Genomic DNA, 15,606 nt, shown 5'->3' on the forward strand with positions numbered 1-15,606 from the left:
GGCTTTCAAGGCTGAGCTCTCAGGGCAGGATTTTCACGGTGAATTTACGCCGCTGCGAGCCGTTTTGGGGCTTTTGATCGGCCGGGGCGCCGATATGATGCGGGCAAATCAGGGCGAGGGTCATGGCCGGGCAGCATGGGACAAAGGGCGGGAATGGCAAGGGGCAATCCGCCCCCGATGCCGCACGCCCGCGCCGCGGCCGCGGCTTCACCCCGGCGGGCGGGTTTCTCGCCGCGCGGCTGCGCGAGGTCTCGGGCAAGCGCGGCATCGCCGAGACCCGGCTACTGACCGACTGGGAGGCCGTCGCCGGCCCGGAGATCGCGGCGCTGTGCCGGCCGGTGAAGGTGACCCATGCCCGCAAGGGCGGACTCGGCGCCACGCTCATCCTGCTCACCTCCTCGGGGCGGGCACCGGAGCTGGAGATGCTCAGGCCGGTGATCCGCGAGCGGGTGAACGCCTGCTACGGCTACCATGCCATCGCCGAGATCCGCCTCACCCAGACCGCGCCCACCGGCTTTGCCGAGCCGGGCGGGTCGTTCACGCATCGCCCGGCCGGCCAGGCCGCGCCCCGCCCGCTGCCCGAGCAGGTGGTGACCCGCGTGCAGTCAGAAGTGCGCGACGTTTCCGACGATGGCCTGCGTGCCGCGCTGGAACGGCTGGGCAGGAACGTAGCAGTCCGTCAGGCGAAGACGACGGAGAAGAAAGGACCAACCAGATGACCGACACCGCCCGCCGCCGGCTCCTCGCGCTTGCCGCGCTGGCGCCCCTTGCCGGGGCCCTGCCGGCCTTCGCACAGGCACAGAGCACGGGGGACGCGGCCCCGGCCGCCCCGGGCGAGGACAAGCGCCTGATGGAAATGACCATGGGCAGCGCCGACGCCCCGGTGGAGATGATCGAGTACGCCTCGCTCACCTGCCCGCATTGCGCGCATTTCCACGAGGAGGTGCTGCCGCAGCTCAAGGCCGACTACATCGACACCGGCAAGGTGCGCCTGGTGTTCCGCGAGGTCTATTTCGACCGGTTCGGCCTCTGGGCGACGATGGTGGCGCGTTGCGGCGGGCCGCTGCGCTACTTCGGCATCGTGGGCGAGATGTACCGCACCCAGCGCGAATGGACCCAGGGCGCCGATGACGCGGCCATCGCTGCCAACCTGCGCAAGATCGGCAAGGTCTCCGGCCTCACCGACGAGGAGATGAACGCCTGCCTCGGCGACCAGGACTTCGCCAACGCCCTGGTGGAGCGCTACCGCCAGCAGGCCTCCGACGACGGGATCGACGCGACGCCGACCTTCATCATCGACGGCGAGAAGGTGTCCAACCGCTCCTACGAGGAGTTCCGCAAGATCCTCGACGACAAGCTGGGCTGAGACGGCCCCGCCCGGCGGGAGGGAACGCCCCTCTCGCCGAGGGGGCCTCGCGGCCCCCTCGGCGAGGCGGGCGTGGCGAAGGGCCCTGCGGCCCTCCGCCCCCGGCGCGCCCGAGGCCATCACGGCAGGACCGGAGCGCAACCGGGGCCGGCGGGAGGAGAGCCAGGCTGCCGCTGTCGGGCGGGCCCGCTGTTTCGGAGAGATCATCCGCGGGACGGCTCGCGGCAGGCGTCACGCCTCATCTCTTGCAGCACGACGGCGTCTTCCGGCCCCGGGGGTGAACGCCTGTCCCCCGGCGACCGGGCGCGAGCACTCGATCCGCAGGTCCATGGCTCCTGAGCCGGGCCGAAGCGCGTTTGCACGACAGGCAACTGCACGCTGGGACACTGGAGGATGCGAGCCATCTCGCCCGGGCACAGGTCGCACCCGAAGCGCAGGGTTCACCTTCCGCGGCTCGACAGGCTTCATGGCGCAGGGAAGCGGACGTCTTCGGCGGCCAGAGGCGCGCGGCCCCGGGCGCGCCGCCGTGCCCGCAACGCATGCAATGGTCAGGGCAACAGCCCGTGTCCCGCTCGCCGGGAAACACCACGTCTCCGGCATCGAAAAGCCTCAACCACCTCCGGGGGGCGAAAACCCCGGTCCGGTCACAGCGCCCGTGCCGCGCCTTCCGGCTGCGGCAGCGCCGGCCGGCACCCGCCACCGCCCGGCCGGGCACAAGAGCCGGCACTGGCCCCCCATCCCGCACGCCCGCTCTCCGCCCGCGCCGGCGAAGGCCCGCGGGGCCTTCGTCACGCCCGCCGAGCTGCGGGGGCCTCGAGGCCCCCTCGGCGAGGCGGGCGTTCCCCGGCCGGGCCCCCGCGCCTCAGATCGCCCGCAGGTAGACGTCGTATTCCACGTCCGTCACGCGCAGGTTCAGCGAGGCCATCTCCTGCTCCTTCATCAGCGCGTAGACCCGGGCGAATTCCTTCCCCAGCGCATGGGCCATGAACCCGTCCTCCTGGAAGGACAGGATCGCCCGGCCCCAGCCCAGCGGCAGGTCGGGCCCGTCGTCGGGCCCGGCCTCGCGGCGCACCGGGTGGCCGGGGTCGATGTTCTCGTCCATGCCGTCGAGGATCGCCTGCAGGATGGCGGCCAGTGCGAGGTAGGGGTTCGCGTCCGCCCCCGCCAGCCGGTGCTCGATGCGTGCAGCGGCCCCCGTGGTGGCCGGCACGCGGATGGCGGAGGAGCGGTTGTCGAGCCCCCAGGCCGCGTAGGCCGGCGCATAGGTGCCGATGCCGAAGCGCCGATAGGAATTCAGGTGCGGCGCGAAGCACAGCATCGAGGAGGCCATGTAGCGCTTCATGCCGCCCAGCGCCCCCATCATCGCCGCGTTCGGCACGCCCTCGGATGTGCCGGCGAAGATGTTCTTCCCCTCCCGGTCCAGCACCGAGATGTGGAAATGGAAGCCCGAGCCGGCCTGATCGCCGTAGGGCTTGGCCATGAAGCTCGCCTCCATGCCGTGCCTGTGCGCCACGTTGCGGATCGCGAGCTTGAGCAGCACCGACTGGTCCGCCGCCCAGAGCGCGCCCTCCGAGTGCATGAGGTTGATCTCGAACTGCCCGGGCCCGAACTCGGCCAGCGCCACGTCGGCATTCACGTCGAGCGCCTTCGCCGCGGCGATCATCTCGTCGAGGATGTCCGAGAAGGGCGTCTGCACCGAGAGCCGGTACACCTGCGGGTCGTGCAGGCGCTCGCCGGTCACCGGGCAGATCGGCGGCTGCGCGCGGTCGGTCGCGTTGCGGTGCACGTCCATGAGGTAGAATTCCAGCTCCGGCGCGATCACCGGGGTGAGGCCGCGCTCCTCGTAGCGCGCCGCCACCCGCGCCAGCACCGCCCGGGGGTCGTAGACCGTGGGGCGACCGTCGGGCTCACGCATGGTCATCAGCGCCATGGCGCGCCTGCCCCCGGTCCAGAGGCAGGGGCCGAAAGCCGCCACGTGGCCGTAGCCGTCGGGGTCGCCGCGCTCGATGGCGATGCCGGCCTTGGCCACGTCCGCCGAGAGGATGTCGAGGTTGTAGAGCGACACCGGCATGCGCACCTTGCCGAAGAGCTTGTCCCACTGGTCGGCCGGCAGGTGCTTGCCGCGCGCGACACCGTTCATGTCCGGGAACACCATCTCGATGGTCTCGATCTGCGGGTTCGCGTCGAGGACGGCCTTCACCTCCTCCTTCGTCAGGGTCTCGAGCTTCATGCCGGGCACTCCGCGTAGAGGCAGAGCATCTGCAGCGCCACCGTCGCCCCGGCAAGCGCGGTGATCTCGCCCACGTCGTAGGCGGGCGAGACCTCCACCACGTCGGCGCCGCGGATGTCGAGGCCCGCGAGACCGCGCAGCAGGGTCATCGCCTGGTGGGTGGTGAGCCCGCCCACCACCGGCGTGCCGGTGCCCGGCGCGAAGGCGGGGTCGAGGCAGTCGATGTCGAAGGTGAGGTAGCAGGGGGCGTCACCCACCCGGTTGCGGATGGCGGCGACGGTCTCGGAGAGCGGGGTTTCGTGCACCTCGGCCGCGTCGCGGATCAGGATGCCCAGCGGGTCGTCGTTTGTGGTGCGGATGCCCACCTGGATGGAGCGCGCCGGGTCGATCAGCCCCTCGTGCACCGCGTGCCAGAACATGGTGCCGTGGTCGATGCGCTTCGGCCCGTCGCCGTCCGACCAGGTGTCGGTATGGGCGTCGAAATGGATCAGCGCCAGCGGCCCGTGCTTCGCCGCATGCGCCTTCAGCGCCGGGTAGGTGGTGAAATGGTCGCCGCCGATCAGCAGCGTCTTCACCCCCTGGCCCAGCACGCCGGCGATGGCGGCCTCGATGTCGTGCGGCACCTGCTCGGGGTGGCCGTGGTCGCACCAGATGTCGCCGTAATCCACCACCGAGAGCCGCTCGAACGGGTCGAACGCCGAGGGCCAGGCCCGCGCCCAGGCAAGGTTGGTGGAGGCGGCGCGCACCGCCCGCGGCCCGAAGCGGGTTCCGGGCCGGTTGGTCACGGCGGTGTCGAAGGGCACGCCCATCACCGCGACGTCCGCTCCCTCGAGCGAGGTCGCGTATTTGCGGCGGCAGAAGGAGAGCGCGCCGGCATACATGTATTCGTCATGGGTGGTTGCCCGGGTGTCGGGCGCGGTGAAGGCGTAGTCGCGGCGAAAATCTGACATGGTATCCCCGATGTTGCGCCCTCAATTGACGGGAGCGCGGATGGCGCGTCAAGGTGGCGCGGAATCGCCGCGCCCGCGCGGCCAGACGGAAGGACCCCATGGCAGAGCCACGCCCCCCCGTTCCCGAGCCCTCCGGCCCGGCCCACGAGCGCGTGTACCGCGTGCTGCGCAACCGCATCATGTGGGGGGAGATCCCGCCCGGCCAGGCCCTCACCCTGCGCGGCGTGGCCGAGGAACTGGGCGTGTCGATGACCCCCTCGCGCGAGGCGGTGCGGCGGCTGGCGGCGGAGGGGGCGCTGTCGCTCTCCTCCTCGGGGCGGATCTCGACGCCCGAGCTCTCCAACGACCGGCTGGAGGAGCTCGCCTCCATCCGCGCGCTGCTCGAGCCCGAGCTCGCCTCCCGCGCCCTGCCCCGCGCCCACATGGCGCTGATCGACCGGCTGGACATGATCAACCACACGATCGACGAGATGATCGTGAAGGGCAACGCCACCGGCTACGTGCGCACCAACCTCGAGTTTCACCGCACGCTCTACCTGCGCGCCCAGGCCCCGGCGATGCTCGCCCTCACCGAGAGCGTCTGGCTGCAGCTCGGCCCCACCATGTGCCGGCTCTACGCCCAGCGCCAGCGCTCCGATGCGGCCGCCGCCCACGTGAAGATCCTCGCCGCCCTGCGCGCCGGAGACGACCCCGGCCTGCGCCTCGCCGTGCGCGCCGACGTCACGCGCGGCCTGCGCATGCTCGCCACCTGAGACGCCGCCGCCCCGGGGCGCCCGGCCGGGCCGCCGCCACCGCGCGGGGCGGGCCGTTCCCCGGCCTGCCGCCCCTCCCGCGGCCGGGTCTGCCGGGGGCCGCGCGGCAGCGTGGCCGGCGCCGGGAGGGGGCTCGATGCCCCCTTCCGGCGCACGCCCCCGCCGGGGTGGAGCGAAGCGCTTCGTGCCGGCGCGCACGCCTCCCGAATACCGCCTTCTCCTCCCCGCGGACAGGAGGACCATGGCGTCGGCGCACCGGGCCTGCGCCCGGCGGGAGGCCGGGGCCGCATCCTGTCCCGCTGCTCAGCCCCGGGCGGGCGCCGCAACCGCCAAGGGCCGGATTTCCCTGCATTTCCCGGGCCCTGCGGCCAGCGCCGCCGCTCCCGCCCCCGGCCGGCGCCGTGCAGGTTCTGCCTCTCCTTGGGGCGACTTCTGCCTGCGCTGCCTAACTGGTATACAAATGGACCTATCCCCGGATTGGCTTCCAGATAAATGTTGCGGCGCAATTGTGAATCGGTGTCATACTCTCGCAAACTAACAAGGCACAGCAGGGGGTGCTCTTGAAGGACTTGCCAGCAGGCGCGACGACTATTCCAGTGCTGGAGGTAGAAAATCTCAGCACCGTATTCGCAACCCAGGATGGCGCGGTCCACGCTGTAAACGGGGTGAGCTTCGATCTGCGCCCCGGAGAGCTGCTGGGCGTGGTGGGCGAGAGCGGCTCCGGCAAGAGCGTGACGATGATGTCGCTGCTCAAGCTGTTGCCCATGCCGCCGGCGCGCATCGCCTCGGGCAGCGTGAAGCTCGGCGGGCGCGACATTCTCACCGTCTCGGATGCCGAGCTGCGCGAAGTGCGCGGCGGCAAGGTGGGCTTCGTCTTCCAGGACCCGATGACCTCGCTCAACCCGGTGTTCACCGTGGGCTACCAGCTCATGGAGCCGCTGCGCGAGCACATGGGGCTGTCGAAGGCCGAGGCGCGCCGCCGGGCGGCGGAGCTGCTGGGCCTCGTCGGCATCCCCTCGCCGGAGAAGCGGCTGGAGGACTACCCCCACCAGTTTTCCGGCGGCATGCGCCAGCGGGTGATGATCGCCATTGCGCTCGCCTGCGACCCGCAGGTGCTGATCGCCGACGAGCCCACCACCGCGCTCGACGTCACCATCCAGGCCCAGATCCTCGACCTGGTGAAGGAGCTGCGCGAACGGCTGGGCATGGCCATCGTCTGGGTCACGCATGATCTCGGCGTGGTGGCCGGCATCGCCGACCGGGTGATGGTGATGTACGGTGGCCAGGTGGTGGAACAGGCCGGCGTGCACGCGCTCTTCGAGGACCCGCGCCACCCCTACACCCGCGCCCTGCTCGAGACCCTCCCGGACATGGACGGCGGCCGGTCGGCGCGCCTGCGCTCCATCCCCGGCCAGCCGCCGGTGCTGCGCGACGTGCCCACCGCCTGCCCCTTCGCGCCGCGCTGCGCCCATGCCTTCGAGCAGTGCCACCGCGCCAACCCGCCGCTCGAGCCGGTGGGCGAGGGCCATCTCGTGTCCTGCTGGTGGGACTACGCGCGCACCGGAACGGGCCCGGAGGAGAACACCCATGCTTGACGCTGCCACCGAGAGCGCGCCGCTGGTCCGCATCCAGGGGCTCTCGAAGCATTTCCCCATCCATGCCGGGCTGATCCGCCGCCAGGTGGGGGTGATCTCGGCCGTAGACCGGCTCACCTTCGACATCCGCCGCGGCGAGACGCTGGGGCTGGTGGGCGAGAGCGGCTGCGGCAAGTCCACCGCCGGGCGCACCATCCTGCGGCTCTACGAGGCCACCGAGGGCGCGATCATCTTCGACGGCACCGACATCGCCGGCCTCTCCGGCGAGCAGCTGCGCCGCATGCGCCCGCGCATGCAGATGATCTTCCAGGACCCCCAGGCCTGCCTCAACCCGCGCATGACCGTGGGCCAGATCATCGCCGAGCCGCTGGACGAGCACGGCTCCCTGTCGCGCGCCGACAAGCGCGCCCGGGTGGAGGAGCTGCTCGACGCGGTGGGCATGAACAAGGGCTTCGCCAACCGCTACCCGCACGAGTTCTCCGGCGGCCAGCGCCAGCGCATCGGCATCGCCCGCGCCCTCGCGCTCGACCCCGATTTCATCGTCTGCGACGAGCCGATCGCCGCCCTCGACGTGTCGATCCAGGCGCAGGTGGTGAACCTTCTGGAAGACCTGCAGGAGCGGCTGGGCCTCACCTATCTCTTCATCAGCCACGACCTCTCGATGGTCCGCCACATCGCGGACCGGGTGGCGGTGATGTACCTGGGCAAGATGGCCGAGCTCGCCAGCCGCGACGCGCTCTACCACGAGCCGCTGCACCCCTACACCAGGGCCCTGCTCTCCGCCGTTCCGGTGGCGGACCCGAAGATCGAGGCCACGCGCAAGCGCGTGATCCTCCAGGGTGACGTGCCGAGCCCGGCGAACCCGCCGAAGGGCTGCCGCTTCTGCACCCGCTGCCCCATCGCCGTCGACAAGTGCCAGTGGGAAGTTCCCGAGTGGCGCGAGGCGCGGCCGGGCCATTTCGTCGCCTGCCACCTCGCCGAGTGAGGGCGCGCAGCGCGCGGAAACAGCCCCACCCCCGCCAGCGCGCGGGAGCGGGGCTTTCACCGGCCGGCACCCGGAACACCGGGGCCTGCCAGACTCAACAGGGAGACTACCAGATGATCAAATCCAGGAAGCTGATGCTGGCGACAGCCGCGGCTCTCGCGCTCAGCGCCACCGGCGCTGCGGCCGAGCGCGGCGCCGACGGCCAGCTGAACATCCTCTACTGGCAGGCGGTTTCGGTGCTGAACCCGTTCCTGTCCGGCGGCACGAAGGACGTGGAGGGCTCCAGCCTCGTGCTCGAGCCGCTCGCGCGCTACGACGAAACCGGCACCATGGTGCCCTGGCTGGTCGAAGACATCCCCACGGTGGAGAACGGCGGCGTCTCCGAGGACCTCACCACCATCACCTGGAAGATCAAGGACGGCATCAAGTGGTCCGACGGCACGCCCTTCACCGCCGAGGACGTGGCCTTCACCGCCGCCTACTGCATGGACGAGAGCGGCGGCTGCCAGCAGGCGGCGAACTTCTCCGACGTGGCCTCGGTGGAGGCGGTGGACCCGCTCACGGTGAAGGTGACCTTCGCGGTGCCCAAGCCCTTCCCCTACGGCCCCTTCGTGGGCGCGCAGTCGCCCGTGCTGCAGAAGGCGCAGTTCCAGGACTGCATGGGCGCCGCGGCCCCGACCTGCACCGAGGCGAACTTCCACCCCATCGGCACCGGCCCCTTCGTGGTGCAGGATTTCAAGGCCAATGACGTGGTGGTGTTCGCGGCCAACCCCGAGTTCCGCGACCCGGAGAAGCCCGCCTTCTCCACCGTGGTGTTCAAGGGCGGCGGGGATGCCGCCTCCGCCGCGCGCTCGGTGCTGGAAACCGGCGAGTTCGACTATGCCTGGAACCTGCAGGTGGAGCCGGAGATCCTGAGCCAGATGGAAGCCGCCGGCCGCGGCGAGCTGGTCTCGGCCTTCGGCACCTCCGTGGAGCGTTTCGAGGTCAACATGACCGACCCCGACCCCGCGCTGGGCGACAAGCGCTCCACCGTGGAGGGCGGTCCGCACCCGTTCCTCACCGATCCGGCGGTCACCAAGGCGCTCTCGCTCGCCATCGACCGCGAGATCCTGGTGGAAGCCGGCTACGGCGCCGCAGGCCAGGTGACCTGCAACCTCGTGCCGGCGCCGGAGGCCTATGCCTCAACCGCCAACGACTGGTGCAAGACCCAGGACATCGAGGCGGCCAACAAGCTGCTCGACGACGCGGGCTGGGTGGCCGGCTCCGACGGCATCCGCGAGAAGGACGGCGTGCGCCTCTCGATGCTCTACCAGACCTCGACCAACTCGGTCCGGCAGGGCACCCAGGCGCTCATCAAGCAGATGTGGTCGGAGATCGGGGTGGAAACCGAGCTGCGCAACGTCGACGCCTCGGTGTTCTTCGGCGGTGACCCGGCCTCGCCCGACACGTTCCAGAAGCTCTACGCCGACGTGGAGATGTTCACCAACAACTTCGACGGCACCGACCCGCAGAGCTACCTCGCGAGCTGGCGCTGCTCCGAGATCCCCAGCCCGAAGAACAACTGGCTGGGCGGCAACAACCCGCGCTACTGCTCGGAGGAATACGACGCCCTGTTCGAGGAGCTCTCCAAGACCGCGGGCATCGAGCAGCGCGCCGTCATCGCCAAGCAGCTCAACGACATGCTGGTCGAGGCGGGCGCGATCATCCCGCTCATCCACCGCGGCGGCGTCTCGGCGCATGCCAACAGCCTCGGCGGTGTCGTGATGAACGAATGGGACAGCGAGCTGTGGAACATCGCTGACTGGCACCGGGTCGAGTAACCCGCGCCGGAACCTCGCCGGCCGGGGGCGCGCTCCCGGCCGGATTCCCGTCCTGGCACCTGCCCGAGGTCTCCCATGCTGACTTTCACCATCCGCCGGCTGCTGTTGGCGATACCCACGCTGCTGGCGATCAGCTTCATCATCTTCGCCATCCTCGACTTGTCGCCGGGCGACCCGACGTCGCAGATCCCGCTCACGGTGCCGCCGGAAGTGCGCGAGCACATCCGCACCTCGCTCGGGCTCGACGAGCCGTTCATCGTGCGCTACCTGCTGTGGCTGAAGCAGTTCTTCATCAACGAGCCGCTCAACATCCTCGAGGAATGGACCGGCTACACCTTCGGTGACGGCGACCGGCTGCGCATCTCCTCCTGGGCCACCCGCTCGCCCGTGGTCGACCTCATCGTCGAGCGCCTGCCCCAGACCCTCTGGGTGGTGGGCATGTCCTACGTGGTGGGGGCGCTCATCGCCATCCCGATCGGGGTGATCTCGGCCTACAAGCAGTATTCCTGGTTCGACCAGGTCGGCACCTTCGTGTCGATGATCGGCTTCTCGGTGCCCACCTTCTTCACCGGGCTGCTGCTGATCGTGATCTTCGCGGTCAACCTGCAATGGCTGCCCTCGATCTACGACACCACGCTCAGGGTGACCGACTGGTCGAGCTTCGTGGCCCAGATCAAGCAGATGATCATGCCCACCATGGTGCTGGCGCTCTACAACGCCAGCCAGATCAGCCGCTTCATGCGCGCCTCCATGCTCGACAACCTCAACCAGGACTACGTGCGCACCGCCCGCGCCAAGGGCATGAAGGAAAAGACCGTGGTGCTGGTGCACGTGCTGCGCAACTCGCTCATCCCGGTGGTGACGGTGATCGCGCTCGGCGTGCCGCAGGTGTTCGGCGGCGCCATCATCACCGAGCAGATCTTCAAGGTGAACGGGCTGGGGCAGCTGCTGATCATCGGCATCCAGGGCGCCGACATCCCGCTGGTGCAGACCCTCACCTTCATCTTCGCGGTGCTGATCGTGCTGTTCAACCTCGTCGCGGACATCCTCTACGGCGTGCTCGACCCGAGGATCCGCTATGACTGACGCCGCCGCGAATTCCCCCGTCACCGCCATGCCGCCGAAACAGCGCTCCATGTGGGGCGACGTGTGGCGCAGCTACCGCCGCCACCCCGGCGCCATGGCCGGCACCGCGGTGTTCCTGCTCATCCTGCTGGCGGTGGTCTTCGGGCCCTACATCCACACGGTGGACCCGGGCAAGCTCGACATCCGGGCGAAGAACATCACCATGTCCCTCGACCACCCGATGGGCACCGACAACCTCGGGCGCGACATGCTGGCCCAGGTGCTGGCGGGCGGGCGCACCTCGCTCGCGGTGGGCATCACGGCGATGCTGCTCTCGATGCTGGTCGGCGCGGCGGTGGGCATCCTCGCCGGTTACTTCCGCCGCATCGACGGCGCGCTGATGCGGGTGACCGACCTGTTCCTCGCCCTGCCGCTGCTGCCGCTGCTGCTGGTCATCACCATGCTGTTCCGCGACACGCTGCGCGCCGCCATCGGGCCGGAATCGGGCATCTTCGTGCTCATCGTCTTCATCATCGGCATCACCAGCTGGATGAACACCGCCCGCATCGTGCGCGGCGAGGTGCTGACGCTGAAGGAGCGCGAGTTCGTGCTCGCCGCCCGCTCCATCGGCACGCGCAACCACCGCATCCTCACCCGCCACATCCTGCCCAACGTGCTCTCGCCCATCATGGTCTCGGCCACGCTGGGCATCGCGAACGCGATCATCACCGAGAGCGCGCTCTCCTTCCTCGGGCTCGGCTTCCCCTCCGACTTCCCGACATGGGGGCGCCTGCTGTTCGACGGCGCGAACTTCATGACCCTCACCCCCTCGCGGGTGATCTGGCCGGGGCTCGCGATCTCGCTTACGGTGCTGTCGGTGAACTTCATGGGCGACGGGCTGCGCGACGCGCTCGACCCCCGCATCCGCGGACGCTGACCAGACCCGGGCGGCCCCCTTCCCCCGGGGGCCGCCGACTGCCAAAGGACCGACTATGGAACGACTGCTGGCCGCCATCGACGCGCGGCGCGACGCGCTGATCTCCCTCACGCAGGACCTGATCCGCATCCCCACCGTGAACCCGCCGGGGGAAAACTACCGCGACATCTGCGACTATTTCGCCCGCCGCCTCGGGCCGCGCTTCGAGATCAGCCTGCTGCACGCCGAGGGCACGCCCGGCGACAGCCCGCGCTACCCGCGCTGGAACATCCTCGCCCGCCGCGAGGGTGCGCGCCCCGGGCAATGCGTGCACTTCAACTCCCATACCGACGTGGTGGAGGCCGGCCAGGGCTGGACGCATGACCCCTTCGGCGGCGCGCTGGTGGGCGGGCGCATCTACGGCCGCGGCACCTGCGACATGAAAGGCGGGCTCGCCGCCTCGATCATCGCGGCCGAGGCCTTCATCGACACCTTCCCCGACCATGACGGCGCCATCGAGATCTCCGGCACGGTCGACGAGGAATCGGGCGGCTACGGCGGCGTGGCCTGGATGGCCGAGCGGGGGTATTTCAGCCCCGGGCGCGTGCAGCACGTCATCATCCCCGAGCCGCTGCACAAGGACCGGGTGTGCCTGGGCCACCGCGGCGTGTGGTGGGCCGAGATCGAGACGAAGGGGCGCATCGCTCATGGCTCCATGCCCTTCCTCGGCACCTGCGCGCTGCGCCACATGGGCGCCGTGATGGGCGAGATCGAGCACCGGCTGATCCCCGCGCTCTCCAACAAGACCACCGCCATGCCGGTGGTGCCGGAGGCGGCGCGGCAGTCGACCATCAACATAAACTCGGTGCACGGCGGCCAGCCGGAGCCCGAGCCCGGCTCCACCGGCCTGCCCAGCCCCTGCGTGCCCGACAGCGCGCGGATGATCATCGACCGCCGCTTCATCATGGAAGAGAGCCTCGCCGAGGTGAAGGCCGAGATCACCGACCTGCTGGAGCGCGTGGCCCATTCCCGCGAGGATTTCCGCTATTCCGTGCGCGATCTCTTCGAGGTGCTGCCCAGCATGACCGAGCCGGATTCCCCGGTCTCCACCGCGCTCACCAAGGCGATCGGCACCGTTCTGGGCCGGGCGCCGGAATACGTCGCCTCCCCCGGCACCTACGACCAGAAGCACATCGACCGCATCGGGCGGCTGAAGAATTGTGTGGCATACGGGCCCGGTTTGCTGGAACTTGCGCACCAGCCGGACGAATACGTGGAGGTGGACGACATGCTGGACTCGGCCAAGGTGATGGCCCTCGCCCTCCACGACCTGCTGAACGGGCCTGCCTGACGGCCCGGGACCTGCCGAACGGGGAGACGACACATGACCGCCATCCGACCGACCGCCCTCGCGGCCGCCGCCGCACTCGGGCTCGCCGCCGCCACGGCTGCCGCCGCGCGCGATGACGTGACCATCGGCATGCAGCTCGAGCCGCCGGGGCTCGACCCCACGGCCGGCGCCGCGGGCGCCATCGACTCGGTGACCTATGCCAACGTGTTCCAGGGCCTCACCCGGTTCGACCAGAACGGCACGGTGATCCCCGATCTCGCGGAGCGCTGGAACATCTCCTCCGACGGGCTCACCTACACGTTCCACCTGGTGAAGGGTGTCACCTTCTCCGACGGCTCGACGATGGACGCGGAGGACGTGAAGTTCAGCCTCGACCGCGCCCGGGCCGAGGATTCGGTGAACGCGCAGAAGGGCCTCTTCGCCGGCATCGCCGAGGTGAAGGTGCTCGACCCGCTCACCGTGCAGGTGATCCTGTCCGAGCCCAACGGCGGCTTCCTGTTCAACCTCGCCTGGGGCGACGCGGTGATCGTGGCGCCCGAGACAGCCGCCACCAATGCCACCGCCCCCGTGGGCACCGGCCCCTACGTGGTCTCCGACTGGGTGAAGGGCGACCGCATCGTGCTCACCGCGCGCGATGACTACTGGGGCGACCCGGTGTCGATCCGCACCGCGACCATGCGCATCATCGCCGACCCCACGGCCGCCTTCTCCGCCATGATGGCCGGTGATCTCGACGTGTTCCCCGCCTTCCCGGCGCCGGAAAACCTCGCGATGTTCGAGGGCAACCCGGAGTTCCGGGTCACCGTGGGCACCACCGAGGGCGAGACCATCCTCGCGATGAACAACGGCGCAGCCCCGCTCGACGACATCCGCGTGCGCGAGGCCGTGGCCCATGCCATCGACCGCGAGACGGTGATCGACGGCGCGATGTACGGCTATGGCACCCCCATCGGCACGCATTTCGCCCCGCACAACCCGGCTTACGTCGACCTCACCGAGCTCTCGGCCTACGACCCGGAGAAGAGCCGCGCCCTGCTGGCCGAGGCCGGGCTCTCCGACGGCTTCACCACCACGCTGAAGCTGCCGCCCACCTCCTATGCCCGCCGCTCGGGCGAGATCATCGCCGCCGAGCTTGCCGAGGTGGGCATCACCGTGGAGATCTCCAACATCGAATGGGCGCAGTGGCTCGACGAGGTGTTCAAGCGCCGCGACTACGGCATGACCATCATCAGCCACGTCGAGCCGATGGACATCGGCATCTACGCGCGCGACGACTATTACTTCGACTACCACTCCCCGGCCATGCAGGAGCTGATGGCCGAGCTCACCCGCACCACCAACCCCGACACGCGCGGCGAGATCCTCGGCCGGGCCCAGCGCCGCATCGCCGAGGATTACGTGAACGCCTACCTGTTCCAGCTGCCGCTGCTCACCGTGTCGCGGGCCGGGCTGCAGGGCCTGTGGGAAAACGCCCCCACCCCGGCGATCGACCTCACGGGCCTCTCCTGGGCCGAATGAGCGGGAACGGGCCGCATCGGCGCGGCGGCGCGCGGGCGCCGCTGATCCCCGGCGCGCGGGGCGCAGGCCTTCGCGTGGCGGCGGGCTGAGATGGCCCGCTACCTCGCCCTGCGCCTCGCGATCCTCGCGGGGACACTCTTCGCCGCCTCGGTGGTGATCTTCCTCGCGCTCGAGGTGATCCCCGGCGACGCGGCGGCCTTCATGCTGGGGCTCAACGCCCAGCCCGACACCGTGGCCGCCCTGCGCGCCGAGCTCGGGCTCGACCAGCCGGCGCTCTGGCGCTACCTCGGCTGGATCGGCGGGGCGCTGCAGGGCGATTTCGGCCTGTCCTACACCTACAAGGTGCCCGTGGCCGAGCTGATCGGCGACCGGCTCTGGGTGTCGCTGCCGCTTACGCTCTACGCCCTCGCCCTCTCCACCGCCATCGCCCTGCCGGTGGGCATCCTCGCCGCTGCCCGGCGCGGCGGGCCGGCCGACATCACGGTGATGGGGGCGACACAGCTCGGCATCGCCGTGCCGAACTTCTGGTTCGCGATGATGCTGGTGGCGCTCTTCGCCATCTCGCTGCGCTGGTTTTCCGCCGGCGGCTTTCCCGGCTGGGCGGACCCTCTCGCGGCACTGAAGGCGCTCACCCTGCCGGCGGTGGCGCTCGCGCTGCCGCAGGCCTCGATCCTCGCACGGGTGATGCGCTCCGCCCTCATCGAGTGCCTCGGCGAGGATTACATCCGCACCGCCCGGGCCAAGGGCCTCACCCGCGGCCAGGCCCTGCGCCGCCACGCGCTGCGCAACGCGCTCATCCCGGTGCTCACCATCCTGGGCATGCAATTCTCCTTCCTCATCGCCGGGGCGATCATCATCGAGAACGTGTTCTTCCTGCCCGGGCTGGGCCGGCTGGTGTTCCAGGGCATCACCCAGCGCGACCTGATGGTGGTGAAGAACGTGGCCCTGCTGCTGGTCTTCGCCGTCACCCTCGTCACTTTCCTCGTCGACCTCGCCTATGCCGCGGCAGACCCGCGCCTGAGGACCCGCCGATGAGCGGCGCGCGTACATGCGCCCCC

At 70.2% G+C, this 15,606-nt stretch carries 13 protein-coding genes; 11 read left to right on the forward strand and 2 right to left on the reverse strand.

Annotation, left to right across the window (positions count from 1 at the left end; translation table 11 throughout):
- The first annotated feature begins 122 nt into the window (after positions 1 to 122).
- A complete protein-coding gene (locus D3P35_RS04510; RefSeq protein WP_118133268.1) occupies positions 123 to 719 on the forward strand; it encodes a DUF721 domain-containing protein in 597 nt (198 codons plus the stop codon).
- Positions 716 to 1,366 (forward strand): DsbA family protein, encoded by a 651-nt coding sequence (locus D3P35_RS04515; RefSeq protein ID WP_118133269.1) that lies wholly within the window; start codon positions 716 to 718, stop codon positions 1,364 to 1,366. The genes D3P35_RS04510 and D3P35_RS04515 overlap by 4 nt, the downstream gene beginning before the upstream one ends.
- A gap of 862 nt (positions 1,367 to 2,228) precedes the next feature.
- Here the strand turns inward: D3P35_RS04515 and D3P35_RS04520 are convergent.
- Positions 2,229 to 3,596, reverse strand: coding sequence for a glutamine synthetase family protein (locus D3P35_RS04520; protein WP_118133270.1), 1,368 nt, complete (start codon positions 3,594 to 3,596; stop codon positions 2,229 to 2,231).
- The gene (gene speB / locus D3P35_RS04525; protein ID WP_118133271.1) at positions 3,593 to 4,546 is read right to left on the reverse strand and encodes an agmatinase; all 954 of its coding nucleotides are present in this window, start codon (positions 4,544 to 4,546) and stop codon (positions 3,593 to 3,595) included. Before speB ends, D3P35_RS04520 begins: the two co-directional genes overlap by 4 nt.
- Positions 4,547 to 4,644: 98 nt before the next feature.
- Between speB and D3P35_RS04530 the strand changes: the two genes are divergently transcribed.
- The 9 genes from D3P35_RS04530 (at position 4,645) to D3P35_RS04570 (ending at position 15,583) form a co-directional block, all read left to right on the forward strand.
- Positions 4,645 to 5,298, forward strand: a complete 654-nt coding sequence (locus tag D3P35_RS04530; RefSeq protein WP_118133272.1) for a GntR family transcriptional regulator — start codon at positions 4,645 to 4,647, stop codon at positions 5,296 to 5,298.
- A gap of 569 nt (positions 5,299 to 5,867) precedes the next feature.
- Positions 5,868 to 6,893: an ABC transporter ATP-binding protein gene (locus tag D3P35_RS04535; RefSeq protein WP_118133422.1), complete on the forward strand. Its 1,026-nt coding sequence runs from the start codon at positions 5,868 to 5,870 to the stop codon at positions 6,891 to 6,893.
- Positions 6,886 to 7,878, forward strand: a complete 993-nt coding sequence (locus D3P35_RS04540) for an ABC transporter ATP-binding protein (RefSeq protein WP_118133273.1) — start codon at positions 6,886 to 6,888, stop codon at positions 7,876 to 7,878. The genes D3P35_RS04535 and D3P35_RS04540 overlap by 8 nt, the downstream gene beginning before the upstream one ends.
- Before the next feature lie 116 nt (positions 7,879 to 7,994).
- Positions 7,995 to 9,698, forward strand: a complete 1,704-nt coding sequence (locus D3P35_RS04545) for a peptide ABC transporter substrate-binding protein (RefSeq protein ID WP_118133423.1) — start codon at positions 7,995 to 7,997, stop codon at positions 9,696 to 9,698.
- 75 nt (positions 9,699 to 9,773) lie between these two features.
- A complete protein-coding gene (locus D3P35_RS04550; protein ID WP_118133274.1) occupies positions 9,774 to 10,784 on the forward strand; it encodes an ABC transporter permease in 1,011 nt (336 codons plus the stop codon).
- Positions 10,777 to 11,700: an ABC transporter permease gene (locus D3P35_RS04555; RefSeq protein ID WP_118133275.1), complete on the forward strand. Its 924-nt coding sequence runs from the start codon at positions 10,777 to 10,779 to the stop codon at positions 11,698 to 11,700. Before D3P35_RS04550 ends, D3P35_RS04555 begins: the two co-directional genes overlap by 8 nt.
- 55 nt (positions 11,701 to 11,755) lie before the next feature.
- The gene (locus tag D3P35_RS04560) at positions 11,756 to 13,030 is read left to right on the forward strand and encodes an acetylornithine deacetylase/succinyl-diaminopimelate desuccinylase family protein (RefSeq protein ID WP_118133276.1); all 1,275 of its coding nucleotides are present in this window, start codon (positions 11,756 to 11,758) and stop codon (positions 13,028 to 13,030) included.
- Positions 13,031 to 13,063: 33 nt separating this feature from the next.
- Positions 13,064 to 14,548, forward strand: coding sequence for an ABC transporter substrate-binding protein (locus D3P35_RS04565; protein WP_118133277.1), 1,485 nt, complete (start codon positions 13,064 to 13,066; stop codon positions 14,546 to 14,548).
- Positions 14,549 to 14,638: 90 nt separating this feature from the next.
- Positions 14,639 to 15,583 (forward strand): ABC transporter permease, encoded by a 945-nt coding sequence (locus D3P35_RS04570; protein WP_118133278.1) that lies wholly within the window; start codon positions 14,639 to 14,641, stop codon positions 15,581 to 15,583.
- Positions 15,584 to 15,606 lie beyond the last annotated feature (23 nt).

It is taken from the genome of Oceanicella sp. SM1341, assembly GCF_003448965.1.
Lineage (GTDB): Bacteria > Pseudomonadota > Alphaproteobacteria > Rhodobacterales > Rhodobacteraceae > Paroceanicella.

Excerpts from the sequence above, each read along its gene's own strand:
- D3P35_RS04510 (WP_118133268.1), top strand. The coding sequence starts at position 123 with ATGGCCGGGCAGCATGGGACAAAGGGCGGGAATGGCAAGGGGCAATCC.
- D3P35_RS04515 (WP_118133269.1), top strand. The coding sequence starts at position 716 with ATGACCGACACCGCCCGCCGCCGGCTCCTCGCGCTTGCCGCGCTGGCG.
- D3P35_RS04520 (WP_118133270.1), bottom strand. The coding sequence starts at position 3,596 with ATGAAGCTCGAGACCCTGACGAAGGAGGAGGTGAAGGCCGTCCTCGAC.
- speB (WP_118133271.1), bottom strand. The coding sequence starts at position 4,546 with ATGTCAGATTTTCGCCGCGACTACGCCTTCACCGCGCCCGACACCCGG.
- D3P35_RS04530 (WP_118133272.1), top strand. The coding sequence starts at position 4,645 with ATGGCAGAGCCACGCCCCCCCGTTCCCGAGCCCTCCGGCCCGGCCCAC.
- D3P35_RS04540 (WP_118133273.1), top strand. The coding sequence starts at position 6,886 with ATGCTTGACGCTGCCACCGAGAGCGCGCCGCTGGTCCGCATCCAGGGG.
- D3P35_RS04550 (WP_118133274.1), top strand. The coding sequence starts at position 9,774 with ATGCTGACTTTCACCATCCGCCGGCTGCTGTTGGCGATACCCACGCTG.
- D3P35_RS04555 (WP_118133275.1), top strand. The coding sequence starts at position 10,777 with ATGACTGACGCCGCCGCGAATTCCCCCGTCACCGCCATGCCGCCGAAA.
- D3P35_RS04560 (WP_118133276.1), top strand. The coding sequence starts at position 11,756 with ATGGAACGACTGCTGGCCGCCATCGACGCGCGGCGCGACGCGCTGATC.
- D3P35_RS04565 (WP_118133277.1), top strand. The coding sequence starts at position 13,064 with ATGACCGCCATCCGACCGACCGCCCTCGCGGCCGCCGCCGCACTCGGG.
- D3P35_RS04570 (WP_118133278.1), top strand. The coding sequence starts at position 14,639 with ATGGCCCGCTACCTCGCCCTGCGCCTCGCGATCCTCGCGGGGACACTC.